The following is a 26985-nucleotide window of genomic DNA, read 5'->3' as shown; positions in this document are numbered from 1 at the left end:
GTTCGCCCAGCATCCTGGCTTACGATCACCCTATGCCCGATAAGAAACGCACGGCCACCGGTGTGCTCTCTGGCCTCGCCGGACTCGTCGGCCTGAGCGTCGTCGCCGGTGTTCTCATCACCGCCACGGTCACGCCCGCCATCGCCGTCACCGGCGCCGCGACATCGCAAGCCATCAAGCTGTTCGACAACATGCCGAACTACCTCGAGATCGACGACATCATGGAGCCGTCGACGATCTACTGGAAGGACGGCACGGGCAACTACGCCCCGCAGACCTCCTTCTACGACCAGAACCGTTCGCCGGTGACGTTCGACCAGATCGCGACCGTCATGTACGACGCGATCCTCTCGAGCGAGGACCCCCGGTACTACGACCACGGTGGCGTCGACCTGATCGGCACCACACGCGCCGTGCTCTCGAACCTCGAGGGCGGCGGCAACACGCAGGGCGGATCGACGATCAGCCAGCAGTACGTGAAGAACATCCTCATCCAGCGCTGCGAGTGGAACGCGCAGAGCGAGGACGAGCGGCAGTCCTGCTTCCTGCAGGCGACGGACTCCTCGGGTTCGAGCGGTATCGAGCGCAAGCTCCAGGAGATGCGCTACGCGATCGGTCTCGAGCAGAAGTACTCGAAGAACGACATCCTGCTCGGCTACCTCAACATCGCCAACTTCGGTGGAATCACCTACGGCATCGACGCCGCCGCCCGCTACTACTTCGGCGTTCCGGCGTCCAACCTCAACCTCAGCCAGGCGGCGACGCTTGCGGGCATCGTGCAGAACCCGAACACGTACCGCATCGATCAGCCGAACCGCGAGACCAACGGCGCGGCCGACGGCTACGCCCTCACCAAGAAGCGCCAGACGTACGTGCTCGATCGGATGCTCTCCGACGGCAAGATCACGCAGGAGCAGCACGACGCCGCGGTGGCCGAGCCGATCACGCCGGTGATCACGCAGCCGACCACAGGGTGCGCCGCGACCAGCGCGCCGTACTTCTGCCAGTACGTGGTTTCCGTCGTGAAGAACGACCCCGCCTTCGGCGAGACGGCCGAGGATCGCGCGCTCGCTCTGCGCCGCGGTGGCCTCCAGATCTACACGTCGCTCGAGCCCAACATCCAGTACACGGCTTCGACGACGATGTCCGAGAACGCGCCGCAGTACGTCTCCGGTATCGACTTCGGTGCCGCCACCGCGAGCATCGAGACCTCCACGGGCCGTATCCTCGCCATCTCGCAGAACACGCAGTTCTCCGAGGAGGCGAACGCGGGACAGGGTTACAGCTCGCTCGTGTACGCGGGTGACAGCACCTTCGGAAGCTCCGGCGGATTCCAGGCAGGTTCGACGTTCAAGCTGTTCACGCTGGTCGACTGGCTCGAACAGGGTCGGTCCGTCAACGAGGTACTCGACGGCCGGATGCGGGTGTTCAAGAACTTCACCAACTCGTGCACCGGCAACATCGTCAACAGCACCCCGATCAACAACTTCGGCAAGGTGGGAGGCTCCGTCGGCACGCCGATGGCGTTCACCGCACAGTCGCTGAACACGGGTTATCTCGCGATGGCGGCGGAGCTCGACATGTGCGACATCGCCAAGGTCGCCAAGAAGATGGGCGTCACCAAGGGCAACGGCAGCGACATCACCATGGAGAACCCCTCTGAGGTGATCGGCGTCGACAACGTCTCGCCCATCGCCATGGCCGGCGCCTACGCCACCGTCGCCAACAACGGCGTCTACTGCCAGCCGCAGGCCATCGACCGCGTGACCGACGCTTCCGGCAACGAGCTTCCTCGGCCGGAGCGCACCTGCACGCAGGTCATCTCGCCCCAGGTCGCCGCCACGGCCGCCTACGCCCTGCGCGGCGTCATGAACGGTGGAACCGGCTCGGGCGCGAACCCCTACGACGGAACCCAGCTCATCGGTAAGACGGGCACGCACGAGGGCCTGCAGACCTGGATGATCGAGTCGAGCACGCGCGTCACCAACGCAGCCTGGGTCGGCACTGTCCAGGGCGAGAACGACATGTTCGGCCGTGGTCTGCAGAACATCCGCTACACACTGGCCAAGGCGTTGCAGCGCACCGCCGATCAGGTCTTCCCCGCGGACAACTTCCCCGATCCCGACCCCAACCTCACCAAGCGGGTCCTCAAGGAGCTGCCGAACGTCGTCGGCCAGACGATCGACCAGGCGCAGACCACCCTCCAGGGGGCAGGGTTCGAGGTGACCGTCGGCGACCCCGTCGACTCCGACCAGCCGACGAACATCGTCGCCGCGCAGAGCCCGGGCGCCGGACAGGTCGCGGGCGGCACGACCGTCACGATCAGCCCCAGCAACGGCCAGGGCGCGACCGTTCCTGCCGTGAGCGGCAAGGTGCAGGACGCGCAGAAGACGCTCCAGGATGCGGGATTCACCTCGATCGCGCTGGGAACCTGTACCCCGGACGACAAGCTGCCCGACAACGAGAGCCGCGCCACCGGCACCAACCCCGCCGCAGGCACGGCCGTCAACCGCGGTTCGCAGATCCTGATCAACTACTCCAAGAAGAGCTGTTGACCGGCAATCCGAGCCGTTCCGCCCTCACCGCTGTCGCAGCGGTGGGGGCGGTCGGCGTCGGCGCCGCGGTGTGGGGCGTCGGGGTCGAGCGGTACCTGTTCACGTTGCGCGAGCACACTCTGCCCATCCTGCCTGCGGGCGCGCGCGAGCTGCGCGTACTCCACCTGTCCGATGCTCATATGGCGCCGTGGCAGCACCGTAAGCAGGAGTGGATCGCCCGCCTTGCGGAGCTCGAACCCGACCTCGTCGTCAACACGGGCGACAACCTCGGCCACGCGGAGGGCCTCGCCGGCATCCGCCACGCCTTCGCAGGTCTGCGGGGCGTACCCGGCGTGTACGTTCACGGCTCGAACGATCTGTACGCGCCGTCTCCCCGCAATCCGTTGCGTTACTTCACGGGGCCGTCGAAGGCGCACCGCTCGGCGGAGTCCCTCGACACGGGCGCCCTCGATCGCTTCCTCACCGAAGAGCTCGGCTGGCACGCGCTCGACAACACCGCGACGACGCTCGAGGTGGCGGGGCTGCGCATCGACGCGTTCGGCGTGAACGATGCCCACCGACGCTGGGACGACACGGCAGCCCTCATTCCGATGCGCGCCGAACAGCGCGCAGCCGGCGAGGCGGATCTCGTGCTGGGCGTGACGCACGCGCCGTACCGGCGGGTGCTCGACGCCTTCGTCGACCTCGACGCCGATCTGCTGCTGGCGGGGCACACGCACGGCGGTCAGGTCCGCATCCCGTTCTCGCGCTCCGCGCTCGTCGCGAACTGCGACATCCCGCTCGATCAGGCCCGAGGTCTCAGCACCTGGGTGCACGGCGGCCGCCGCGTGCCGTTGAATGTGAGCGCCGGCATCGGCCACTCGATCTTCGCGCCGGTGCGCTTCGGCTGCCGCCCGGAGGCTTCGCTGTTGACGCTGGTCCCCGTCGCCTGACGGAGGGACTCCGGTTCTCCACAGCCGGACGCCGTGCGCGCGCCCTCCCCCGTTCGCCGGTATCGCCCGACGCTGGACGCGGGTGCCGCCGAGCATCGGGGACATGAAACGTGTGCTCGCTGCTCTCCTCGTTCTCGCCGCCGCTGTCGTCGCCGCCGTGGTGTCGATCATGCCCGCATCCGCGGCCTCTCCTGGATCCGGATTCGGTGAATGGGCGAGTTCCACCCGCTACGGCTGGCACGGCTCGATGGCGATCAACGGCATCCACACGTACTGCATCTTTCCGGGACGCCCCCTTCCCACCGGCGACAGCGTCGACAACGGCCTGAGTCCGAATGCCGCGGGCCTCGACCCGCAGCGGCTCACCGCGATCAACATGCTCGTCTCCACCTACGGGCAGACCGATGATCCGGTGCAGGCGGCGGCGGTCGCCTGGGCGGTGAAGGCGATCGCGAACTGGAACGAATCCCTGCACCACTTCGGCTACCCCGGCGACAGCCTGCAGGGCGCCATCGACTGGGTGTTCCGCCATGTCGCGCCCGACCACAACGGCGCCGTGCAGAATCTCGCCGCCGCGTACTACGCCGAGGCGATGGCGCTGCCGGCCGGACAGACGACGGCCACCGGCTCGCTGCAGTTCGCGACGGATGCGGCTTCTCCCCTGCGCGGCACGGTGACGGCCGTCGCGGACGCCGCCGGCGCGCGCGGACGGATCACCCTGCAGAACGCGGTCTTCACCGACACCGGTGCGGCCACGCGAGACGACGCGCAGATCGGTGTGGCGTACGACATCCTCGCGTCCGCTCCTGCCGGAAGCACCCGCTTCCGTGTCTCGGGCGAGGGGCACTTCGTCGGCGGTTTCCTGCCCGTCGTTCGACACTTCACCACACCCGGCGGTCAGGACACGGCAGGACCGGGCGGCCGTCTCGAATTCCCGCTTGCGGGAGCCGACGAGCAGGAACGCGACACGACGTTCGACCCACTCGTCACGACACAGGTGGTGTCGCGATACGTCCCCGGCGGCTCCTACGTCGACGACGTGACGTTCGCCAGCGCCCGCGGAGCGTGGGGACGAACGGGAGAGGGCGGCTACCTTCCGGTCACGGCGACCGCGACGCTGTATCGGACCGAAACGGAGCCGGAACTCACGGATGCGGTGCCCGCCGACGCACAGGAGGTCGCCGCCCTCGAGGTGACCACCGACCCCGCCATCGGGCCGACAGCTCCGTACCGGGTGGAGTCCGCCGCGCCGTTGCCCGGTCCCGGCTTCTACACCGCCGTCTGGCGCATCGAACGATCGCGGCAGAGCCAGGAGACCGCCGCGGCGTTCACCGCCGACTACGTGTGGCAGGAACGCTTCGGGGTGCAGAGTCAGATCACGATGGTTCCGCAGGTCTCCTCCGAAGCCGACCCTCTCGTGGCGGTCGGCGACCCGATGTCCGACGAGGTGATCGTGGCGGCGCCCCTCCCCGTGTCGGGGGTTCTCGTAACCGCATCCGTGTTCCGTGTTCCCGACGGTGTCGCTGCGACGGATGCCTGCACGGCGGAGAACCTCATCTGGCAGGGGCCGGAGGAACCGGTACGCGTGACGGAGCCCGGGTCGGCGCGCATCGCCGGGCCCGTCGTCCCCGACTTCGGCACGTACGTGTGGCGTGAACACGCGACCGACGTCGAGGGCCGGCTCATCCACGAGGGCGCATGCGGCGTCGAGAGCGAGACGACCCGCGCTCCCCTGCCGACGGTGTCGACGTGGGCGGTCGCTTCCGTGGGGCTCGGCGGCGCAGCGGTCGACACGGCGGTGGTCGAGGGCCTCGTCCCGACATCCGGCACCACCTGGCTGAGCTTCGAGGTGTTCCAGGCGCCCGACGGCGTCGCTCCGGCGGAGGCCTGCACGGCAGAGACGCGTGTCGCCGAGACATCCGCTTCCCCCGTCGCCGTCACGGCTGCGGGCGAGTACGCCTCCCCGGCGGTGCGCCTGCACGAAGTGGGCGTGCACTACTGGATCGAATCGCTCTGGCACACGCCCGAGGGCGGCGAGGCCCGCCTGCTCGCCCGCGGAACCTGCGGCCTGGCCAAGGAGACCACGCTCGTCGAGCAGCCCGCGGTCACCACCCGCGCGGTCGAACACGCGGGTGTCGGCGATCCCTACAACGACCGAGCCGTGGTCACGGGGCTCGGCGAGGGCGTCGACGCGCAGCTGGTGTTCTCGGTGTTCCACAACGAGCCGGGCACCGAGCCGCGCTGCGATGCGGAGACGCTCGAGCACCGGACGGCTCCGGTGGTGGTCTCCGCATCCGGTGAGTACGTCTCCCCCGACGTCACGTCGGATGAGCAGGGGACGAAGCTCTGGATCGCCGAGCTCTCCTACCGGCCCACGCCGGGCGCAGAACCCCTCGTGCTGCACACCGGCACCTGCGGCGAGGAGGGCGAGACGACCTTCGTCGACATGCTGGCGCTCAGCGGCGGACCCTCGACACGTACGGTCGCGGGGCTCGGTGTGGGCGCGCTCGCACTCGGGTTCGCAGCCGCATCCGTCGTCGCGTGGCGACGCCACCGCGAGCAGCGCCTGTGACGCGCCCGCGATTCGGGGAATCGGTCGGGCTGAGGTAGACTTGAACGGTTGCCACGGGGTGTGGCGCAGCTTGGTAGCGCGCTTCGTTCGGGACGAAGAGGCCGCAGGTTCAAATCCTGTCACCCCGACCATTTGAAGAATGTTCGAATCTTTGGACGAATAAGTCGTCTCAAGGCTCGAAGCAAGAAAGCCCTCCGCGGTATCGCGGGGGGCTTTCTTGCTTGGTTCCGACTTGCGTCGAGCGTGGTTTCGCGCATTGAGCTGATGAACCGCCTCGTTGACGATAGTTCGCTGTGCCGCGATGGAGACGCCCTGATCGGGATCGGCAAATATGGTCAGGCCTGTGAAGAGCCCTGAGAGGATGTCGCGCTTCACGTGGTCGGGCGCTCCCCCGTAGAGCGCACCAGGCGTCTCAAGAAGGCGAATCTGCGACTGAGCATGTTGTGCACCGACTTCGAGCGCCGCGACCGTGTGAGCGACCTTCTCCGCGATCGCTCCTTGCGTCTCGGACGCCGAGACGAGGCTCGTGCGGCGTCACTCAGATGCGGTCGGACATGTCCACTAGTCACCCTGGCGGTGATCGTCGAGGCTCCAGTCGAGTTCGACGGTCACCGCCTCTTCCAACTGGTTCTCTGGGCACGGTCAGCTTCCACAGAAGAGATCTGCGACGTACCCCAGCGTCACATCTGTCCCGGTTCGTCAGGCGCGCCTCACGGAGCCTCTCAGCGAGCCACGTTCTCAGGGATCGAAGGCTCCACTCGATGCATTGCGCCTCGTCTGATGAAGCTCAGCGTCACGCTAACCGCAGCGAGAACGAGGAAACTCGCGGCCACAATGGCCGACACATTTCGCTCGCGCACTGGAGCCGTCCACAACGCGAGGTCGGCGTTGCGCACCACGATGCCCCCACCGCTCAGCACAGCATCGACGAGCGGTCCCGCGACCCAGGTATAGGCGGCCATGACGACTGGAATCACGGCAGTTCGGATGGTCCGGGCAGCCGGCAGGTATCGCCACACAACTACCGCGGTCCACAGCGGCGCCAGTCCAATCAGGACGAGCGGCACGATCGTAGGAAGGTAGGAAGTGATCTGTCCGACCTTTCCCACGACGACCAGCAGATACCCAAGGAGCCATATGGATCCCAGCCCGGTCGCGAGCAGAAGGCGATGTGGCTGCAGACGGATCGGCAAGGACTCCGACCGCGCCAGCGGTATCAACGCCGCCAGCCCCGCTACAAATAGCAGCGACGCCACACTGACAGTGAGGAAGCTCCCTCCGTAGAGCGCCCGCACCGTGACGAGCAGAAGCACCGTCGACGCCAGTGCGGAAGATGCGGTGATCCAGCCACGGTGTCTCACCACCAGCAATGGCAGGACGGTAACCGATGCCAAGATCAACACGGCAGCCAACACGACCCAAGCCCAAGAGATTATGTGCTGAACGGAGAGGTTAACGATGAGACTCGAGATCAATCCGGCGCCGAGAAAGACCATCGTTGTCCACAGAATCGCTGTGCGCCACCGACGGTAGCTGCGAGCCTGACTCTCAACAATCCGCGACTCACGGTTCTCGCTTGCGTTGAAGAGTTCGCCCTCGCTGACCCCGACCGCGCGAGCAAGAGCGCTCACCACTGAGATGTCCGGGTACGACAATCCTCGTTCCCACTTTGAGACGGCAGACTCCGTCACAAACAACTCTGAGGCAAGCTGCCGCTGAGTCATGCCGGCTGCCCGCCGCTTCTCCTGCACGAATGCTCCGAAGCTCGATTTGGACGTCATGTCTATATCTCTCGTCATACTCGGAAGCCAACACCAGCTCGCGCGCCTTTGCCTAGAAACACGCGCCCGACCAACTGGCCAGTGAGACCAGTCAAGGGTCGACCTGCGCTCCAGCGCTAGATCAACAGCTGATTCGCTGCAAGGTCCTGATACAGCGACGATGAAACGGCGAGTTCGGTGCGTGTCCCCTCCGCCACGACCTCGCCGCGTTCGATCACAAAGATCTTGTCGGATGCCACCACCGTCGCGAGGCGGTGAGCGACAACCACGACGGTGCAGTTTTGAGCCACCTTCGGTGTGGGTCAGCGTGCCGCCGCGTACTGCTCCGCGGCAGCGGCCACACGGTTGTTGTACTCCACCGACGGGTTGTACGCGTGAACCGCGGCGATCCAGTTCTGCGGCAGGGTGAGATCGCCGCCCACGTCGCACAGGTGCGCGGCGGTCGAGAGGGCGGCGTCGTCGATCTGGTTGACGTCGACGGTCCCGTCGCGATTGCCGTCACGCCCGACCTGCGCCCACGTCGAGGGAATGAACTGCAGCGGCCCCACGGCGCGGTCCCACACCGCGTCACCGTCGATCGCACCATGATCGGTGTCCCGCACGATCTCGGTGCCGTTCCCGTCGAGAGGGATGCCGATGATCGCGGGCGACACCGTTCCATCGACCGCGAGATGCGCACCGTTCATGCTGCCGTGCTCGCTCTCGACGAGGCCTATCGCTGCGACCGTGTTCCAGCCGATCCCGCAGCCGGGATGGGTGCGTGAGACGTCGAGGACGGCGCCCGCGTAGGCCGCGAGCGCCCGGGCGGGGATGCCGGTGGATGCCGAGACCCGGTCGATCCACTCGGGGTCGGCGAGCTCCGACACGGGCGTTCGTGCCGCGACAGCCCCGTCCGTTCGGGTCACGGCCACGGTGGGCCCGGGAGTGGGCGCGAACGAGGTCTCCGGGTCGGGTTCCGCCGAAGCGGCCGGTGCCGAGACGGCGCCCTGCCGGGCTGGAGGGGTCGCGGCCAGCGCTCCGACGCCGACGGAGAGGATACCGACGGCGAGCAGCGCGAGGACGATGGTCACAACGGGCCACAGGCGTGAACGCGATACGGGTGGGAGCAGCGGCTCGGGATCGGTCATGGTCGTCCTTCCGGGGCGAGGTCAGGCGTGGGCAGTGCGGCCTGCGAGCGTGGCGAGGCGACGGTCCCGGGCGAAAGAGGGTCGCGAGACGAGGGCGCCGCGGGTGCCGTGGGCCGGCGCCGAGCAAGGACACGGCCGATCACCCCCTGTCGCGGCGACAGCGTCCAGGCCCCGAGGAACGCCGCGGTCAGCACGAGGACGATCGTCCCGCCGGTGGGCAGGGCCCACGACCACGAGAGGTAGAGCCCGATGAGCGCGGCGCCCGCTCCGATGGCCGGCGCGAGCAGCATCATGACGCCCAGGCGGTCGGTGAGCAGCCGCGCGGTGGCGGCTGGGGTGACCAACAGCGCGAGCACGAGAATGTTGCCGATGGTCTGGACGCTGATGACGACGGCGAGCGTCACCAGCACGTAGAGCGCCAGGTCGAGCCAGAACACCCGCAGGCCGAGCGCCCGGGCGGATTCTCGGTCCAGGCTCACCGTGACGAGCTCCTTGTTCAGAAGGAGCACCGCGGCGAGGACGACGACGGACGTCACGGCGATGACGGGAAGGTCCTCGTCGGGGATGCCGGCGATCGAGCCGAAGAGGAACTGCTGAAGCGATCCCGCGTACCCCGGCGCCTGCGAGATGACCACGATGCCGAGCGCGAAGGCGGCGACGAAGAAGATCCCGATGATCGAGTCCTCTTTGAGCCGGCGGTTCTGGGCGAACACGGCCACGAGCACCGCGGTGAGGACGCCGGCGATCGTCCCGCCCAGCACGAGGTTGCCCGACACGACGAAAGCGACCGCGAGACCGGGGAAGACCGCGTGCGCGACCGCGTCGCCGATGAAGGCCATTCCGCGCAGCACCACGTACGTGCCGACGATGCCGCACACGATCGACGACATCACCGCCACCGCGAGGGCCTTCGGGAGGAAGGCGAGGTCGGGGTTGAGCAGATCCACGAAGAAATCGACGGGGCTCATGCGACGCTCCGCACCATGCGGACGAGCGCGGATTCCGGTCCGACACCGAAAGCCTCGCGCCACGCGCGTGTGTCTCGTGCGAGATGCGCGGGCGTTCCCACCGCGACGATCGCGCGGTTGAGCAAAGCGAGGCGATCGGCGCCGTCGATCGCGCCGAGCAGATCGTGCGTGGTCATGAGCACGGCGTGCCCTTCGTGCGCGAGATCGGCGAAGAGCGCCGCGAGCAGGCCCTGGGTCGGCATGTCGAGACCCGTGAAGGGCTCGTCGAGCAGCAAGACGGCGGGCTTCAGGGCCAGAGCTCGTGCGACCAGGACGCGCTGGCGCTGGCCGCCCGACAGCTGCCCGACGGGGCGCTCGGCGAGCTCGGACATCCGCACCCGCTCGAGGGCTTCGGCCACGGCCTCCCACTCGCGGCGACCGGGTCGGCGCAGCAGTCCCAGCCGTCCGGTCAGGCCCGTCATGACGACATCGGCGACCGAGATCGGGAAGTCCCAGGCGAACTCGTGCCGTTGGGGCACGTAGCCGATGGCCGCGCGGCCCGGGCGAGTCACCCGCCCCTCGACGAGGACCCGGCCCGCGACTGCCGGCTGGAGCCCGAGCACCGTGCGCAGCAACGTCGTCTTGCCCGCGCCGTTAGGCCCGAGGAGGCCGACGAGCTCTCCGCGCTCCACGACGAGGTCGACGTCCTGCAGCACGCGCCGGCCCCCCAGGTCGACGCAGACCCCTCTCACTTCGAGCGCCGTCACACCGACGCTCACGACGACGCCTCCCTCTCGGCATCCGTTCCCGCCGCCCCTCTCCGGAGGACGGCTCGCTTGGCACGCGCGGAGCGCACCGAGACGGCGATCGCGCCACCGGCGATTGCCACCGCCACGACGACGATCGCCGTGACGAGGATCGGCACGAGGGGCGAGTCGGGGCTCGGCGGGGCTGTCGCAACGCTCACGGGGGCAGCGGACTCGGTGTCCGATCCCTCCGTCCATGTCGCCGCGAACGCCTCGTCGGGCGAGGTGGAGGTGCCGACGGCGAACCGCAGACGCTGCGTGTCCGATACGTGCGAGCCGTCGATCAGGTCGGCTTCGGCGGTGAGCTCGACGAGGTAGACCCCCGGGGCGGTGAACACCCAGTTGGCGTGCGTGTGGGTGTTCACGTCGACCCACACCGGCTGCGCCTCGGCGATGCGGGAGTCCCAGAGCACCTGTGGGGCACCGAACGAGCCAGACTGCAGGTAGGTCGTCATGGTGCCCGGCCCTTCGACGGCCCGCAGCGACAGCGTGACCCCGCGGTCGACGGTCTGCATGACCGCCGGATCCTGGGTGTTCCATCCGATCCAGACGACGTCGGGATCCTGCGTCTGTGGCGCGACCCACACCTCGCTCCCCGGGTCCGCACCAACGAAGGCGTACGCTGCATCGTCGGGCACGACGAGCTTGCCCTCGTCGCGCACATAGAGCACGGTCTCGTCCGGGTAGCGCCAGACGCTCGTGGCGTTGGCATCGGCTTTGGCGACGTCGTCGTGGATGAGCAAGCGCCATGCACCGTCGGCGTCGTACTTCGGGCCCATGTCGAGGTGGCCCGCCTCGAGCACGCGCTCGCCGTGGACGATCGCGAGCTCGCCGAGCGTCTGGTCGAGGTTCGGGTCCTCATCGGTCGCCGCGCGCACACCGGGCAGAGGGGATGCCGGGGCGGTCGCGCCGTCGCGGGCGGACGACGCTCCGGGAACGCTCGGGAGAGCGGATGCCGCAGTGGCGGGGCCCGACGCGAGCAGCGCCGCCGTGACGATGACGGCAGCCCGCGCACACGCACGCAGGGACGGGATCATGGGGTTCCTTCCACGGAGGGGGACAAGCACGAGCGCACGCTGTCGGCGTTGGCGCGCACGAGCTGTAGGTAGGTAGTCACGGTGTCGGAGAAGGCGTCTCCGTAAATGGGGCAGACCCGGATGCCGAGGTCGTCGGCGACGTCGGTGAGCGTCGACGAGCGTGCGGCGAGGTTCGGCTCGAGGAAGACCGCGGGCACGTGGAGGTTCCGGATCGTGTCGGCGAGTCGGCGGCGGTCGGCGAGCGAGGGCTCGACCGCGGGGTTCGGAGTGACGAAACCGGCGATCTCGAGCCCGTACGCGTGCGCGAGATAGCCGAAGGCGTCGTGCGTGGTCACGAGATGCCGGTCACCGGGCGGGATGCTCGCGTAGCTCGCGCGCACCTCGGTATCCACGGCATCCAGCTCCCCGAGGTACCGTCGCGCGTTCTCGGCGTAGTCCCGCGCGTGGGCGGGGTCGGCGCCGATGAGGGTGTCACGGATCAGCTGCACGTAGGCGATGGCGTTGCGCACGTCCTGCCAGAGGTGCGGGTCGATCTCGCCGTGCACGTGCTTGCCGAGCACCGCCTGCGCGAGCTGGTACACGGGCTGTCCGGCGCGCCCGAGGAAGCGGAACTCCTCCCCCGCGGGAATCTCCGTGCGCGCTTTCGCGGGCACCTCGACGATCACGCCGTCGGCGGGAAGGGTTCGCTGCGTGTGGTCTCCGCCGCCGCTCGGGTCGTACCGCACGCCGAGGCGGGCCGCATCCACGTCGACCGTGAGATCGGCATGCCCCCTGTCGAGCACGACGGGATCGGTCAGCCCGGCCTCGGCCGCAGCCTCCCGCGGGTCGATGCCCACCGCGAAGACGTAGGTCGCCTCGCCGAGGTCGACGGGGCGCGCGGTGTCGTCGACCTGCAATCGCGCGCGGAGCGTCAGCGTGTAGGTGCCGGGTTCGGTGAACGCCCACGACAGGTGCGTGTGCGCATCGGCGGGAAGGGCCACCGTGTCGTCGCGGTACCCGTCCGCGGGGTCGAACCCGTCGGACGAGTCGATGTAGCGATCGGTGTCGCCGAACGACCCGGTGAGGTACGCCACGATCGAGCCCGGCCCGGTGGCCGCGACCGCCGACAACTGCACCTCCGACGTGCGGGTCGCCCCGTACGCGGCCCCCCGCCCCTGTGCCCGAAGTCCGAGCCACACGGTGTCGAGCGACACGTCCTCGACGAGCGGGATGATCTCGGCCGCGTACTTCACCGACTCCTCGGCGAGCGAGACGCTCACCGCGTCGCCGCGCAGATTGGCATCCAGGGTCTTGATGACCGACTGTTCCTCGAGCATCGCGTAGTTGGAAAAGGCCACGTCGGCGTAGACGACGTTGCGGGCATCGCGCAGCGTCGGCTCATAGGCGTGCGGGTCGGCGCGGTCGGGCACGAGCGAGACCACGTCCACGCGGTCTCCGCCGACGTTGTGCACGAGATCTCGCAGGATGCCCGTGGTGGTGACCACGCGCAAGCGATCTCCGTCGGCGGAGAGCGCGGGCGGACCCGCACAGCCGGTCATCGCGAGCGCGCAGGCAGCCACCGCCGCGATCGCGCCGCCGCGCCTCACGGAGCCGACCCGCCGAGGCGTCGCCGCGAACGCCACCACAGCACACCCGACCCGGCCGCGCCGACCGCCAGCAGTCCGCCGAGGATCGTCAGCAGGAGAGGAACGGGTCCTCCGGATGCCAGCGAAGCCAACGGATCGGCGGAGGTGTCGGCATCCGATCCCTGTCCGGGCAGGGTACGTCGCGCGGCGTCCGCGGCCTCCACCGCTGCTTGCTCCGCCGCCACCGCGGCCTGGTCGGGGCTGACGAGCGCGGCGGCGACGGCGCACCCCGCTCCGCCAGCGACCGCGGTGCGCGGATCCACGTCACCCACGACCACCGTGAGGGTCTCGCGGTCACGTGAGACGCGCCCTCCGGCGAGCGTCGCGGTCTGCGTCGAGGTGATGCGGTAGACCCCCTCCGCGCTGAAGGCCCAGTTCGCGTGCGCGTGCACACCGAGTGGGATGTCGTACGACCCGCCATTGGAGAAGATGGTCTGCTGGATGCCGCCGAAGGCACCGGAGAGGTACACGCTCACGCGTCCCGGCCCGTCGATGCCGTCGATCGTCCACCGCACCGGTCCCGCCGTGGTCCCGGCGTTGAGCGCTTCGGTGTTCCAGCCGAGCCACACCAGATCGGGGTTCTGCGTCTGCGGCACCTGCCACACGGTGGATCCGGCCGCCCCGACCTGGCCGAAACCGGCCGGCAGGGTGACCCGCGCCGAGGGCTTCAGCCACAGCACCGTGCTCGAGGGCTCCCGGTACACCTTGGCGCCGGAGGAGTCGTCGCCGATAAGCGACTGCAGCGACCCGTCGACGATGCGCGAGGCGTAGTCGACGTGACCCGACGAGACGATGGTCGCGCCGGCGACGCACGCGGCGGCGGCGAGCTGCTGCACCGCGGGCGTCGCAGCGCGGGAGTCCTCGCGCGGCGGCACCGGCACCTCGATCTTGCCGGTGTCCACGGCCTGTCCGCAACGGGCGGGGTCCACCGACATCACGTCGGCCGTGCCGACGGCGACGGCCAGCACGAACGTGTCGCTCGACACCCGCCCGTCGCTCAGCTCGGCGGTGCGCTGCATCGAGAGGCAGTAGTTGCCCTCGGCGCTGAACGCCCACGAGCCGTGCGCGTGCGTGTTCTTCGGGATCGTCACGCGATCGGCTGCCGAGATGCCGTCGTGCGTGGTGAACAGCACCGACGGCTGCCCGAAGGCACCGGTCTCGTACAGGGCGAACCGTCCTGGTCCCGAGACGTCGACCAGCGACCACGTCACGCCGCCGGTCGTCGCCGACAGCGGGATGCCCTCGGTCGACCAGCCCGGCCAGACCAGTCCGCTCTGCTGCGTCTGCGTCACCTGGTAGAACGACGAGCCGGGATCGCCGAGGAATCGCCATGCGTCGCCGTCGGGCACGCTCGCACGCGAGCCGGGCTTGAGCTGCAGCACGGTGCGGGAGACGTCGCGGTAGACGGGTTCGGTGACGGATGCCGAATCCTTGATACGCGTGACGAGCTTCCCGTCCTGCACGAGTGAGGCGATGTCGACGTGTCCGTCGTTGAGCACGACCGCACCCGCACGGTTGACGGTGCCGTTCGCCACGTCCCACGCCCCGGGAACCTCGGGCTGGGGGTCGGGGTCATCGGGAACAGCGGGGGCGACGATCTGCAGGTCATCCCACCCCGAGAGCGCGCCCGCCCGATCCTTCACGACGAACCGGTGCACGCCGGTCGCGGCGGCGGCGGGCAGGCGCACCTGCACCGCGCCGGACGAGCCGATGCGCGCCCAGCCGAGCCATGCGGTGTCATCGAGCCACAGCGAGACCCACTGGCCCGCGCGGGCGCGGTCGACCTGCACCGTGACCAGCTGGCCCGCGGTGATCCCCGTGTCGGCGTTCAGCACCTGCACACCGCCGCGGGCGGCATCCGTCAGGTCGTCGAGCGGAACCGGCGTGGTGTCGGGGGCGGTGGGCGCACCGTCGGGCGTCTGGAAGCAGCGCGTCGGGTCGACCTTCTTCACCGCGACGGCGCCGACCGCGAACGCGAGGGTGAACGTGTCGCTCACCGCCTGGCCCGAGGCGAGTGTCGCCGCGCGCGTGAAGCCGAGGCAGTACGTGCCCTCCGCGCTGAACGCCCAGGTGCCATGCGCGTGGATGTTCTTCGGGATCTCGAAGGCGTCGGCCGCGTCGATGCCGTCGCGGGTGTTGAAGAAGACCCGCGGACCGGTGAACGGCGTCTGGTACAGCGCGAACTCCCCCGGCCCTTCGGCTCGATCGAGAGACCACGTCACCCCGCCGGTCGTCGCCGTCGTGGGAATGGCCTCGGTGGACCAGCCAGGCCACAGGATGCCTTCGGCCTCCGTCTCGGGCAGGAGCCAGGTCTTCGCCCCGGCTGCGCCGAGGAACGCGTACGCCGCATCAGCGGGAACCACGCTCTGCGCCTCTGGACGCACCTGCAGCACGGTGTCGGACGGTGCCCGCAGCGTCTCCTCCTGCGATGCGTCGCTCGCGTCGGCGATCACCGTGGCCAGCCGATCGCCGTCCAGGCGCGCCGCGACGTCGATATGACCGGCGGTCACGATGGTGGCACCGGACTCGGTGCGGGTGTGATTGGGCACGTCCCATTCCATGTCGGGCGTCTCGGGGTCGGGATCGACGGGGTCGGTGCCGCCGCCCCCGTCCGCGCAGGGCGTGATCCCCGCGGTATCGACACCGGCGGCAAAGGTCAGCGTCTTGGAGACGCGGAACGCGGTGCCGTCGGCCAGGGTGCCCGACCACGTCAACGGCACGCAATACACCCCGGCCGCCGAGAAGACGTGGGTGGCCGGGAAGGTGGAGTTCGGCCACAGGGTCTCCGTCGTTCTCGCGGGCGTCGAGCCGGAGTCCAGCTGCACCGCCTGGGAGTCGACGCTATTGCCACGGCGTGAGTACGAGCCCGGGCCTCTCACGTCCCCGAGGGTGAGGGTGACGTCGCTGCCTCCGGCATCCCCTTCGAGCGTGCGCCAGCGGTCTTGAATCCGGTACGTCTCGGCGGCCGCCGACGCCGAGTAGATCGTCCGCTCCGGGTCGAAGAAGACGGTGCGCGGGGTGTTCTTCTCCTCCGTCGACCCCACGACATCGGGCACGCCGTTCACACGACGCAGTTCGAGGGAGGGCGCGAGAGTCTCGCCGTCGACGACGGCGGGAGCGGTCGAGAGAGCCACGCCCCCGGGTGACGGTGCATCCGGGATCGCGGTCGTGCGCTCGCACGGCTGGACCGTCGACAGATCGATGTCGCCCACGGCCACCGTCAGCAGCGACGCCGCCGAGACGTCACGCCCCTCATCGTCGGCGGCGCGCAGGTTGGCGCGCACGGCCAAGCAGTACACGCCGGGCTCGGTGAACGCCCAGTTGAGGTGCCGGTGCGTGCGACCCAGCGAGAAGGGCACGGGAGTCGAGCGACGGGAATCGAGCATGAACGAACTGTTCGACCACGCGTACGCCTCTCCGGGGCCGGAGACCTTCTGCAGCGACCAGGTGATGTGACGCTGGGTGAATCCCACGGGCAGATACAGTGTGCTCAGGCCCGGCCAGAGCGTGTAGTCGACGTACTGGCTGCCAGCGGAGAAGCCGTAGTACGTCGTACCGGGAGGCCCGATGAACGTCCTGTCGTCGCCGGCGTCCGGCTCACGCACGGTGAATCGCGCGTACTCGCCGCGCCCGACCCACACCGTGTCCTTCAAGCCGTGCATGCCGACGTCGGTGTGCCCGTCGCCGGTGGCGAACTCGATGCCGCCTCGCCCGTTCTCGCGGACGGCGAGATCGGTGTGCCCCTTCTGCAGCCACGCGACGGAGGGGTCGAGCGTGTCGGGGCCGTCCGGGTCGTCAGGGCCGTCCGGGTCGTCGGGGCCGTTCGGATCGTCCTGCGCGCACGGTTTCACGGACGACGCGTCCACGCCGACGGCGAAGGTGAAGGTCGCGCTGTCCTCGATGGCGACGCCGTCGACGCGTGTCGCCGACGAGCGCACGCTCACGCAGTACACACCCGCTTCGGTGAAGACGGTGCCCAGGGCTCTCGCTCCTGCGTACTCCTCGGCGCGGTTGTAGAACGGCTCGCCCCATTCCTCAGTCGTCGCGGCTGCGCGCGCGATCGTCATCCGCTCCGCCTCGGGGGCGCTGTCCCAGAATCCGATGTTCTCGGGTCCGTCGAAGTGCCGCCAGTAGTCCTGCCGGTAGGTGAAGAACCGCCCGTTCCCCGAAGCGTTCGTCGTGCCGTCGAAGTCGAAAGCGACGGTCGCACCCTCGTCCGGCACCACACGGAGGTCGTCCGCCGAGATGAAGCGCGCGTCCAGGTCGACGACGAGGTCATTCGCGTGTTCTTCGCCCAGGCGACGGTCGTCCGGGACGAACCGGCCTGAGGTGCGGTAGGCCGTGCTCCCCTCGGGGAGGTATCGCGCCCAGATCTCCTTGTCGTTCACGGTGCCGCCGTCAGCGGGCCACTGCGCGTCCCTGTTCGGCACGGACAGCACGACGCGCGCGGGGTCGAAGGCGGTGGTGCGGCCGCGATCCATGGTCACGGCGTGGAGGCTGAGCGCGCCGTCCGCCAGGGTGGGCGCCAGCAACACCGTGCCGGAGTCGAGCACGGTCGTCCCGGTGTCCGCGGAGGCGACGGGGTGCGGCGCCTGCGGCGCGATCGCGGCCGGTTGCGCGCACGGCTCCACCGTCTCGGGGTCCACCCCCACAGCGAAGGTGAGCGTGAGGTCACGGTTCACGAAGGTGCCGTCGGCGAGCTGCGCGTGACTGTCGATCGTGACGCAGGCGCGGCCCGCTTCTCCGAAGACCACCGCGAGGGGTCGTGGCTCGACGCCCTCGCCGACCTGCGTGCGCAGGCGCGGTGCCGCGTCTCCCACGCGGCTGCTCGTACCGGCGTCGGTGGCACCGTCCGTCAGGAGCCCGCCCCGTGAGCCGAGCACCGATCCGAGCCAGGTCCGCAGCACGGCCTGGTCGGGAGCCCATTCGGGGGCGTACAGAGCGGTCGACGGGATGCCGCTGGTGTCGAGGGCGAAGGAGAGGGCGTTTCCGGCGTTCTCCGGCGTCCGCGATCGCCAGATGGCGCCGCCCTGCGGCGCGACCTCGTCCCAGAAGGCAGCGCCCTGACCGTCGGCGAATTCCGGGCGCTGCTCGCTCGCGGGAAGGGCGAACACCGTTCGAGCGGGATCGAGCACGGTATCTCCTGCGACGAGTTCCTGCACCAGATCGCCGTCCGTCACGTGCGCGGCGACACGCACGTCGCCCTCCCGGACGACGGTGGCGGCGCCGCTGTCCTGCGCGCACGGCTTCACGGCCGCGGCGTCGACGCCAACGGCAAACGTGAAGGTCGCCCGGTCCGACACTGCGGCGCCGTCGACGAGCGTCGACGACGACTCCAGCGTGACGCAGTACACCCCGGGCTCGGTGAAGGCGGTGCCGAGAGCTTCCAGGCCGGCGTCCTGCTTCTCTCGGGCGTAGAACGGGGCGTCTGCGCTGGAGACCGCGCGCCACTGGGGGACGGCCTCCTGGGGCGCGCGCGTGCTCCAGAACCCGATGGCATCCGGCGACGGCACGACGGCACCCGATTGCCAGTAGGCGAAGAACCGACCGGTCTGCGCGGTGCTGGTCGCCCCGAGGAAGGAGTAGTCGACTCCGGAGTCGGGCGCCAACGACGCGCCGTCGACGAAGCGTGCCTCGAGGTCGACCGTGAGATCGTTCCTCCACTCATCGCGCTCCGACGGCGGGGTGCCCGGTGTGATGAAGCGCCCGAGCGTCCGGTAGGCCCGTTCCTCCGGGGCGAGGTGGCGCGCCCAGATATCCTGCTGCGTCGCCCGGTACCCGGTTGCCGGCCAGCGCGTGTCGCGGTGGGGCAGCGAGAACACCACGCGAGACGGGTCGTACGACGTGGTGCGTCCACGGTCCTCTACGACGGCGTCGAGTGAGAGGGAACCCTCGTGCAGGGTCGTGGCCAGCAGCGCCGTTCCCGACGACACCACGGTGATGCCCGTCGCGGTCGAGGGCCGGGGTTGCGGTTCCTGCGGAGGGATCGCGGCGGGCTGTGCGCAGGGACTCACCGTGGCGATGTCGACGGCGCCGACGGCGAAGGTGAGCGTGACGTCGTGGTTGACGAAGGTCCCGTCGACGAGCTGGGCGTGCGTGCCGATCGTGACGCAATAGGTGCCCTCCGCGGCGAATGCGGCGGCGATGGGGAGCTGAGCCGGTCCGAGGGCGCTCTCGGGCTGCGGGTATGTCTGAGCGACGGGGATGCTGCGCCCCGAGCGCTGCGACGTGCCGAGGTCGTACATCCCGTCGCCGAGCAGACCCGTCGTGGCCGGGCCCGATGCGCTCACAAGCCACGAGCGGACGGTCGCTTCGACGGTGTTCGTGGGTACGAGGAGGTCGGCAGGGTCGACCCCGCTCGCGTTCACCACGAGGGATGGTCCGGTGCCGGGCGTCGACGGGGTCGGGGTTCTCCAGATCGGCGTGCGCTCCGAGGACACCTCGGACCAGAACGCCGGGTCCTGCCCCTCCGCCTCGCCTGGCCAGGCTTCGGCATCGCGGACGACGAAGACCGTCCCCGCGGGATCGAGGGTTCCCCCGTCCGTCGCCAGATCGACTCGAAGGTCGCCGTCGACGATCCGCGACGCCAGATCGACCCGGCCGCCGTCGAGGACGATGGGACCGGGCTCGGCGGCCGTTTCGACGTCGGCATCCGTCGCCTCCGCCGAAGAAGACACAGAAGAAGACGCAGAAGAAGAGGAGGCGGCGGGGGCCTCCGCCACCGCGTTCGTCTCGACGGGCAGGGTCGCCTCCGGGGCCAGGGAGACGGAGGGCGTCGCCTCCGGAGTCGGCGTCGGGGTGGATGCCGAAGCAGAGGCGGTACCGCCGTCCATCCCGCCGGAGTCGGCGGTCTCCACCGCCGCCCCGACGTCGGGTACCGGGTCATCGCTCGCATGGGCGGGAGTGACGGTGGTCGCGATCATCGTCGCGGCGAGGATCGCCGAAACGAAGCGAGCGCGAACGGCCAGCGGTCGGGCGGTGGGGCCGGTGAACCGGGGACGAACGAGGCGAGGCATTCGAGGTCTTTCCAGAGGGAAGTGCGGGGGCGTGACGAATCGCCGCCCCCGCACGATCGATCAGAAGGTGAAGTCGTAGCTGGACGACGTGGTGAAGTTGCCCGCGCCGGAACCGCTCACGCTCGCCGACACCGAGAGGGTGACGGCGGTGCTGTTCCCGCTGAACTGCCAGGTGTAGTGACGGTGGCCTTCGCCGCCGGCCACGACCGAGCCGCTCGAGAGGGTGATAGTGCGCGCACCGCCCGAAACACCGACGCTGCGCACCACCCCGCTCTCGACATCGGTGATGGTCAGGCCGGTGCCGTTGGGCACGGTGATGGTGAACGTCGCCGTCTTGGCCGTTGCCGCGGTGTTCTTGAAGCGGATGCCGCCGCCCGAGACGGGAGAGGTGGCGGTCTCGTCGTCGCCATCGATCAGCTTGTCGGAGCCTACGGCGAACGAGGCGGAGCCGCTGGGGACGGTGTCCCACGCCTCCGTGGAGTGGTTGTAGCTCTGCAGACGCGGCGACGCGGATGCCGACAGCGCGAGGATGTCCCACTCCCCCGTCTGCGCTCCCGTGGCGGCCAACGAAGGCGTGCTGACGCCGAGGGTCACCGCGAGGGCGGCGGCGAGGGCGAGGACGATACGGGCGATCGGGCTCTGCGCCGATCGAGACGGGGAGGCGTACGTCGCCTCGGTGGTGATGCTCATGATGGTGGTTCTCCTGAAACGAGGAAGAGGAAAGGGGATGACGAACGCGCGGACGCGCGGACGCGACTCGGATGCCTGCGTCCGCGCGCGATCGAGGTCGCCGTCGTGAGACGGGCGTCAGGCTCCGAGGCGGACCATTCGGTCGGAGTAGATGAAGTGGGCGCGAACGAAAGCGGCGTGCTGGCGACGGATCGGAACCCACGACGGCTGACCGGCGAACCACCGGGGCGCGGGCCGCGAGGCCGTGCGCGCGGGCTCGCACCCGCAACGCCGCTCGCCACCGGGAGCGAGATGACCGACCGTGTGGGCATGGCGGACGGATGTCATCAACGCCTCCCCTCGGCTCTCCCATGGCGATACTGATACTCATTATCAATTACGTGTGAATCATCTTGTCGTTTGCTGACCCCGACTGTCAAATCACCGCCGACGACGGTACGCATCACGACGTTGGCATCACGAAGGATGCCGAGGATCGTCGACTCGGCAACACCACACTCGACAGCCAGTGACGTCGACGTCTCCCCCGCTTCGTACCGCTGCGCTACCTCGGCGCGCGCAGACGATGCGAGTCGGGTCCACCGTCGAGGAGCGTCGACGCCCCCCTCGATCATCAGAGAGCCCTGACGCCCTTGTCCTTCACCCCCCCAATCAACAGGGGTCGATGAGTTCCGGAGACAGAGGTGGGCGAGGTCGACCGCACAGCAGAAGAGGTCGACCTTCGGGTCGGCCTCTTCTTGCCTTCCCGGCTTCCCGCATCCGCCCCTCCGCCCCCGGGGGAGGCGGAGAGAAGCGGCGCGGGAAGGGACGGGCGCGCACGGCGGATGCGGCGCGCCCCGATAGGATGGCGGGAGCCGCGCCGCCGCGCTCAGATCCTTCCGCCGGCCCACCGGCAGAACCCGACACCCGCTGGAGAGCCGTCATGACTCAGCCGCCGAAGCTCGTTGCGTTCGATCTGGACGACACGCTCGCCCCGTCCAAGAGCGCGGTCGATCCGCGGATCGCGGACCTGCTGCTCGCGCTCGCCTCACGGGTCGAGGTCGCGATCATCTCCGGCGGCCAGCTCGCCCAGTTCCGGTCGCAGGTCGTCGAGCAGCTGCCCGCGACCACCGACGACGTCCTCGACCACATGCACCTGCTGCCCACCTGCGGCACCCAGTACTACCGCCTCACCCCCGCAGGCATCACCACCGTCTACGCCCACAGCCTCACCGACGACGAGAAGACCCGCGCCCTCGCCGCCGTCGAAGAAGAGGCCAAACGCCTCGGACTCTGGGCAGAGCAGACCTGGGGCCCCATCCTCGAAGACCGCGGCTCCCAGATCACCTTCTCCGCCCTCGGCCAGTCCGCCCCCCTCGACGCGAAGACCGCGTGGGACCCTACCGGCGAGAAGAAGAACACCCTCCGCGAAGCCGTCGCCGCCCGCATCCCCGACCTCGAAGTCCGCTCCGGCGGATCCACCAGCGTCGACATCACCCACCGCGGCATCGACAAGGCCTACGGCATGCAGCGCCTCGCCGAACACACCGGCATCAGCCTCGACGACATGCTCTTCATCGGCGACCGCCTCGACCCCGACGGCAACGACTACCCCGTCCTCGCCCTCGGCGTCACCTGCCACGCCGTCCACGGCTGGCAAGACACCGCCGACTACCTCGACACCCTCATCCCCACCCTCCCCACCCGCTGATCCTTCCCCGCGCCGCCCTGCGCGCGCTACGGTGACGTCATGGGCGCTCTGGGGATGGTTGTCGTGCTCGCCGGTGCGGTGTGCGCACTGTGCTGGGTCCTGTCGCTGATCACGAAGGACACCTCGTGGGTCGACCGGATCTGGTCGATCGTGCCGGTCGCCTACGTCTGGATCTTCGCGGGCGTGGCGATCGCGGGCGGTCTCGACGCGGCACGGCTCATCCTCATGGCCGTGCTCGTGACGCTCTGGGGCGCGCGCCTCACCTTCAACTTCGCCCGCAAGGGCGGCTACAGCGGCATGGAGGACTATCGTTGGGCAATACTGCGCGCACGGATGCGGCCGTGGCAGTTCCAGGTCTTCAACCTGTTGTTCATCGTGCTGTACCAGAACGCGCTGCTCGTGCTGATCACCCTGCCCGCGGCGGCCGCGTTGCTGAACACGACGCCGCTGAACGTCTGGGATGCGGTGTGGGCGCTGCTGTTCCTCGCCTTCCTCGCCGGGGAGTGGCTGGCCGATCAGCAGCAGTGGAACTTCCACCGAGCCAAGGCTGCGGCGGGCGGCGAGCTCGCCCCCGGCTTCGTGACCACGGGACTGTTCCGCTACAGCCGCCACCCCAACTTCTTCTTCGAGCAGGCCCAGTGGTGGGTGCTCTACCTGATCGGCGCCAATGCGGCCCTGAGCGCGGGCGCCGGCATCCTGGGCGGAGCGATCAACGTCACGATCGCAGGGCCGATCCTGCTGACTCTGCTGTTCATCGGCTCGACCGTGTTCACGGAGTCGATCTCGGCCGGCAAGTACCCCGCCTACGCCGAGTACCGACGCACGACCTCGATGCTGGTGCCGTGGCCGCCGCGCGGCCGCCGGAGCGCCGAGGCGCTCAGCTGAGGCGTCCTCCGGACGCGGTCAGGTAGCACTGCGCACACATCGACTCGTAGGTCACCTTCTCGTGGCTGAGCTCGTCGATGGCGACCTGGTCGCCCTCGAAGACGAAGCGTCCACCGACCAGCCGGGCGTTGAAGAGCGCCTTGCGACCACAGCGACAGATCGTCTTGAGCTCCTCCAGGCTGTGGGCGAGCTCCATGAGGCGACGTGAACCCGGGAACGCGTGCGTCTGGAAGTCGGTGCGGATGCCGTAGGCGAGGGAGGGCACGCCGTCCAGCACCACGATGCGCAGCAGATCGTCGACCTGGGTGCGCGTCAGGAACTGCGCCTCGTCGATGAGCAGGCACGCCACATCCGCACCCTCCGCGGCGAGAACCCGGGCGCGGTGCGACGCGAAGAGCTCGCGGAGGTCGTCCTCGGGCCGGATGAGGAAGTCCACCCCGCGTGACATCCCCAAACGGCTCGAGATGCGATCGGCACCCTTCGTGTCGATCTCGGGCTTGGCCAGCAGAACGTGCTGTCCGCGTTCCTCGTAGTTGTACGCGGCCTGCAGCAGCGCCGTCGACTTGCCGGAGTTCATCGCCCCGTAGCGGAAGTAGAGCTTGGCCACCTAGAAATTCTAGGCGGCTCGCGGCATCCGGCTCGGGACAGCGCGCAGATCAGACCGTGAGGTGCAGTTCCTCGGCCGTCGCGGCGAGGGAGGCCTCGGCCGCGGCCGGATCCGGGTTCAACGCCGTTCCGTAGCTGGGGATGAGCTCGCGCAGCTGCGGCTCCCACCCCTCGATGCGATCAGGGAAGCAGGACTTCAGCAGGCCCAGCATGATCGACACGGCTGTCGACGCACCCGGGGAGGCGCCCAGCAGACCCGCGATCGATCCGTCCGCCGCGGCGACGACCTCGGTGCCGAACTGCAGCTTGCCGCCCTTCATCACCTGGGCGCGTTGACCTGCGTTCAGGAGCTCCCAGTCCGCACCGTCGGCCGTCGGCATGAACTCGCGGAGGCTGTCGACCTTCTTCTTGTGCGTCTTCAGCAGCTCGCTGACCAGGTACTTCACCAGGTTGAGGTTGGTGGCGCCGGCCGTGAGCATGCTGCCGAGATTCGAGAGGCGCACCTGGGTGACGATGTCCCAGGGCGAGCCGTTCTTGAGGAACTTCGGGCTGAAGGTCGCGAAGGGACCGAACAACAGCGAGGTCTCACCGTCGACGACACGGGTGTCCAGGTGCGGCACCGACATGGGCGGTGCCCCGACGGACGCCTGCGAGTAGACCTTCGCCTTGTGCTGCGCGACGAGGGCGGGGTTGCTGGTCTTCAGCCACTGTCCGCCGATGGGGAAGACGCCGTAGCCCTTCGCCTCGGGGATGCGCGAGCGCTGCAGCAGCTTGATCGCCCAACCGCCCGCCCCGATGAACACGAAGCGCGCGTTGATGCGCCCCGGCGTGCGACCCACCGTGTGACGGTAGCCGACCTGCCACGAGCCGTCCTTCTGCCGCTTGAGCGAGCGCACCTCGCGGCCCGTGAGGACTTCGGCGCCGCGCCGCTGCATCGAATCCAGCAGCTGACGCGTGAGCGAACCGAAGTCGACGTCGGTGCCGCTGGGTACCCGCGTCGCGGCGAACGGCTCGCCCTTTCGACGCTGCTGCATCAGCAGGGGCGCCCACTGGTTGATGACCCGGGAGTCTTCGCTGTACTCGATCCCCTCGAACAGCGGCTGCTGCTTCAGCGACTCGTAGCGGCGCTTGAGGTAGGCCACATCCTTCTCACCCCGCACGAACGTCATGTGGGGCGTGCGGTTGATGAAGGTCTCCGGGGCGGCGAGAACACCGCGCTCGACGAGCGTCGACCAGAACTGCCGGCTCTGCTGGAACTGCTCGTTGATCGCCACAGCCTTGGCCGGATCGACCGAGCCGTCGGGGGCGGCGGGCATGTAGTTCAGCTCGCACAGCGCGGCATGCCCCGTTCCGGCGTTGTTCCACGCGTTGGAGCTCTCCTGGGCGACCTCGCCCAGGCGCTCGAACACCGCGATCTTCCAGTCCGGCTGGAGCTGCTGCAAAAAAGTCCCGAGTGTGGCGCTCATGATGCCGCCACCGATCAGGAGGACGTCGACGTTTCCTGTCACCCGACAAGTCTAAAGCGGCGCGCGCGGCCCCTCCGCCAGTGGGAGGGGCCGCGCACGGGAACTTTCGCGGTTCTTGCCGCAGGCGCGACTCAGGCGGTGACGCCCAGGCGGGCGGCGACGATCTCGGCGATCTGCACCGCGTTGAGGGCTGCGCCCTTGCGGAGGTTGTCGTTGCTGATGAACAGCACGAGGCCCTTGCCCTCGGGCGCCGACTGGTCGCGGCGGATGCGACCGACGTAGCTGGGGTCGCTGCCTGCGGCCTGCAGCGGCGTGGGCACCTCCTCCAGCGCGACGCCGGGCGCAGCGGCGAGCAGCTCGCGGGCGCGCTCGGGGGTGATGTCACGCGCGAACTCGACGTTGATCGACAGCGAGTGCCCCGTGAAGACGGGGACGCGCACGCAGGTGCCCGCCACGCGCAGCTCGGGCAGTTCGAGGATCTTGCGGCTCTCGTTGCGGAGCTTCTTCTCCTCGTCGGTCTCGTTGTCGCCGTCGTCGACGAGGTTGCCGGCGAACGGGATCACGTCGAACGCGATGGGGGCGATGTACTTCTCCGGCTGCGGGAAGTCGACCGCCGACCCGTCGTGCACGAGACGCAGTGTGTCGCCTTGGGCGAGGACGCCCTCGACCTGTCCGAGCAGCTCCTGGGCACCGGCCAGGCCCGACCCGGACACGGCCTGGTAGGTGCTGACGATGAGCCGCTCGAGGCCTGCCTCGGCGTCGAGGACCTTCAACACGGGCATGGCCGCCATCGTGGTGCAGTTCGGGTTGGCGATGATCCCCTTGGGGCGCTCGTCGATCGCGTGCGGGTTGACCTCGCTGACCACCAGCGGAACCTCGGGGTCGTTGCGCCAGGCGCTCGAGTTGTCGATGACGACGGCGCCGGCCTCGGCGAAGCGCGGCGCGTGCGCGCGGCTGCCGGTGGCGCCCGCGGAGAAGAGGGCGATGTCGATGCCGGCGGGGTCGGCAGTGGCGACGTCCTCGACGATGACCGTCTGACCGCCGAACTCGACGGCGGTCCCGGCCGAGCGCGCCGTGGAGAACAGGCGCAGCTCGCCGATCGGGAAGGAGCGTTCCGCGAGAATCTCCCGCATGACGGTGCCGACCTGACCGGTGGCGCCGACCACGGCGACGGAGAGTCCGGATTCGGAGATGCGGGTCATGTCTGTTCCTCGGGATGTCGCAGGGCGCGCCGCATCGGACGTGGACGG

17 protein-coding genes and 1 tRNA gene are annotated in these 26985 nt (G+C 69.3%); 6 read left to right on the top strand and 12 right to left on the bottom strand.

Translation table 11 applies throughout. From position 1 onward, the window contains the following. The first annotated feature begins 32 nt into the window (after positions 1 to 32). The 4 genes from QE377_RS12050 (at position 33) to QE377_RS12035 (ending at position 6190) form a co-directional block, all read left to right on the top strand. The gene (locus tag QE377_RS12050; protein ID WP_307323407.1) at positions 33 to 2555 is read left to right on the top strand and encodes a transglycosylase domain-containing protein; all 2523 of its coding nucleotides are present in this window, start codon (positions 33 to 35) and stop codon (positions 2553 to 2555) included. Then, positions 2552 to 3487, top strand: coding sequence for a metallophosphoesterase (locus tag QE377_RS12045; protein WP_307323404.1), 936 nt, complete (start codon positions 2552 to 2554; stop codon positions 3485 to 3487). Before QE377_RS12050 ends, QE377_RS12045 begins: the two co-directional genes overlap by 4 nt. A 103-nt stretch (positions 3488 to 3590) precedes the next feature. Then, on the top strand, positions 3591 to 6059 hold the full coding sequence (locus QE377_RS12040) for a hypothetical protein (RefSeq protein WP_307323401.1): 2469 nt from the start codon (positions 3591 to 3593) through the stop codon (positions 6057 to 6059). 54 nt (positions 6060 to 6113) lie between these two features. Further along, positions 6114 to 6190, top strand: a tRNA-Pro gene (locus QE377_RS12035). A gap of 591 nt (positions 6191 to 6781) precedes the next feature. On the opposite strand, the gene QE377_RS12030 is transcribed toward QE377_RS12035, so the two are convergent. The 9 genes from QE377_RS12030 to QE377_RS11990 all read right to left on the bottom strand — a co-directional run bounded on the left by QE377_RS12030 (position 6782) and on the right by QE377_RS11990 (position 21088). Continuing rightward, positions 6782 to 7840 (bottom strand): helix-turn-helix domain-containing protein, encoded by a 1059-nt coding sequence (locus tag QE377_RS12030; protein WP_307323399.1) that lies wholly within the window; start codon positions 7838 to 7840, stop codon positions 6782 to 6784. 116 nt (positions 7841 to 7956) lie between these two features. Beyond that, complete coding sequence (locus QE377_RS12025) at positions 7957 to 8109, bottom strand: hypothetical protein (protein ID WP_307323396.1); 153 nt, start codon at positions 8107 to 8109, stop codon at positions 7957 to 7959. A 33-nt stretch (positions 8110 to 8142) separates the two neighbouring features. Then, complete coding sequence (locus tag QE377_RS12020) at positions 8143 to 8967, bottom strand: lytic transglycosylase domain-containing protein (RefSeq protein WP_307323393.1); 825 nt, start codon at positions 8965 to 8967, stop codon at positions 8143 to 8145. Next, entirely contained in the window at positions 8964 to 9935 is a 972-nt protein-coding gene (locus tag QE377_RS12015) for an anchored repeat-type ABC transporter permease subunit (protein ID WP_307323390.1), read from the bottom strand. Before QE377_RS12015 ends, QE377_RS12020 begins: the two co-directional genes overlap by 4 nt. Beyond that, positions 9932 to 10693: an anchored repeat-type ABC transporter ATP-binding subunit gene (locus tag QE377_RS12010; protein WP_307323387.1), complete on the bottom strand. Its 762-nt coding sequence runs from the start codon at positions 10691 to 10693 to the stop codon at positions 9932 to 9934. Before QE377_RS12010 ends, QE377_RS12015 begins: the two co-directional genes overlap by 4 nt. After that, positions 10690 to 11757 carry a choice-of-anchor M domain-containing protein gene (locus tag QE377_RS12005; protein WP_307323385.1) on the bottom strand — a complete coding sequence of 356 codons (1068 nt, stop codon included), beginning with the start codon at positions 11755 to 11757 and terminating at the stop codon, positions 10690 to 10692. The genes QE377_RS12010 and QE377_RS12005 overlap by 4 nt, the downstream gene beginning before the upstream one ends. Beyond that, the gene (locus QE377_RS12000; protein ID WP_307325986.1) at positions 11754 to 13241 is read right to left on the bottom strand and encodes an anchored repeat ABC transporter, substrate-binding protein; all 1488 of its coding nucleotides are present in this window, start codon (positions 13239 to 13241) and stop codon (positions 11754 to 11756) included. Before QE377_RS12000 ends, QE377_RS12005 begins: the two co-directional genes overlap by 4 nt. A gap of 98 nt (positions 13242 to 13339) precedes the next feature. After that, positions 13340 to 20398: a TIGR03773 family transporter-associated surface protein gene (locus QE377_RS11995; protein ID WP_307323383.1), complete on the bottom strand. Its 7059-nt coding sequence runs from the start codon at positions 20396 to 20398 to the stop codon at positions 13340 to 13342. 60 nt (positions 20399 to 20458) lie between these two features. Next, the gene (locus tag QE377_RS11990) at positions 20459 to 21088 is read right to left on the bottom strand and encodes a hypothetical protein (protein ID WP_307323380.1); all 630 of its coding nucleotides are present in this window, start codon (positions 21086 to 21088) and stop codon (positions 20459 to 20461) included. A gap of 922 nt (positions 21089 to 22010) precedes the next feature. On the opposite strand from QE377_RS11990, the gene QE377_RS11985 reads away from it, so the two are divergent. Both QE377_RS11985 and QE377_RS11980 read left to right on the top strand, forming a co-directional pair. Next, entirely contained in the window at positions 22011 to 22778 is a 768-nt protein-coding gene (locus QE377_RS11985) for an HAD-IIB family hydrolase (protein ID WP_307323377.1), read from the top strand. A 39-nt stretch (positions 22779 to 22817) separates the two neighbouring features. Then, positions 22818 to 23663 carry a DUF1295 domain-containing protein gene (locus tag QE377_RS11980; RefSeq protein ID WP_307323375.1) on the top strand — a complete coding sequence of 282 codons (846 nt, stop codon included), beginning with the start codon at positions 22818 to 22820 and terminating at the stop codon, positions 23661 to 23663. Here the strand turns inward: QE377_RS11980 and QE377_RS11975 are convergent. From QE377_RS11975 to QE377_RS11965, 3 genes are all read right to left on the bottom strand, one after another. Further along, entirely contained in the window at positions 23656 to 24270 is a 615-nt protein-coding gene (locus tag QE377_RS11975) for a thymidine kinase (RefSeq protein ID WP_307323372.1), read from the bottom strand. The two genes, QE377_RS11980 and QE377_RS11975, sit on opposite strands and share 8 nt — an antisense overlap. Positions 24271 to 24319: 49 nt before the next feature. Further along, on the bottom strand, positions 24320 to 25777 hold the full coding sequence (mqo, locus tag QE377_RS11970; protein ID WP_307323370.1) for a malate dehydrogenase (quinone): 1458 nt from the start codon (positions 25775 to 25777) through the stop codon (positions 24320 to 24322). An 89-nt stretch (positions 25778 to 25866) separates the two neighbouring features. Continuing rightward, positions 25867 to 26937, bottom strand: coding sequence for an aspartate-semialdehyde dehydrogenase (locus QE377_RS11965; RefSeq protein WP_307323368.1), 1071 nt, complete (start codon positions 26935 to 26937; stop codon positions 25867 to 25869). Between the last annotated feature and the right edge of the window lie 48 nt (positions 26938 to 26985).

The organism is Microbacterium sp. SORGH_AS_0862 (assembly GCF_030818795.1).
Taxonomy (GTDB): Bacteria; Actinomycetota; Actinomycetes; order Actinomycetales; family Microbacteriaceae; genus Microbacterium.
Note: the sequence above shows the minus strand (reverse complement) of the source record. Positions and strands in the feature narration are given on the sequence as shown.

What these genes read in the sequence shown, in the direction of transcription:
- QE377_RS12050 (WP_307323407.1), top strand. Translation starts at nt 33, where the DNA reads ATGCCCGATAAGAAACGCACGGCCACCGGTGTGCTCTCTGGCCTCGCC.
- QE377_RS12040 (WP_307323401.1), top strand. Translation starts at nt 3,591, where the DNA reads ATGAAACGTGTGCTCGCTGCTCTCCTCGTTCTCGCCGCCGCTGTCGTC.
- QE377_RS12030 (WP_307323399.1), bottom strand. Translation starts at nt 7,840, where the DNA reads ATGACGTCCAAATCGAGCTTCGGAGCATTCGTGCAGGAGAAGCGGCGG.
- QE377_RS12020 (WP_307323393.1), bottom strand. Translation starts at nt 8,967, where the DNA reads ATGACCGATCCCGAGCCGCTGCTCCCACCCGTATCGCGTTCACGCCTG.
- QE377_RS12015 (WP_307323390.1), bottom strand. Translation starts at nt 9,935, where the DNA reads ATGAGCCCCGTCGATTTCTTCGTGGATCTGCTCAACCCCGACCTCGCC.
- QE377_RS12005 (WP_307323385.1), bottom strand. Translation starts at nt 11,757, where the DNA reads ATGATCCCGTCCCTGCGTGCGTGTGCGCGGGCTGCCGTCATCGTCACG.
- QE377_RS11995 (WP_307323383.1), bottom strand. Translation starts at nt 20,398, where the DNA reads ATGCCTCGCCTCGTTCGTCCCCGGTTCACCGGCCCCACCGCCCGACCG.
- QE377_RS11990 (WP_307323380.1), bottom strand. Translation starts at nt 21,088, where the DNA reads ATGAGCATCACCACCGAGGCGACGTACGCCTCCCCGTCTCGATCGGCG.
- QE377_RS11985 (WP_307323377.1), top strand. Translation starts at nt 22,011, where the DNA reads ATGACTCAGCCGCCGAAGCTCGTTGCGTTCGATCTGGACGACACGCTC.
- QE377_RS11980 (WP_307323375.1), top strand. Translation starts at nt 22,818, where the DNA reads ATGGGCGCTCTGGGGATGGTTGTCGTGCTCGCCGGTGCGGTGTGCGCA.
- QE377_RS11965 (WP_307323368.1), bottom strand. Translation starts at nt 26,937, where the DNA reads ATGACCCGCATCTCCGAATCCGGACTCTCCGTCGCCGTGGTCGGCGCC.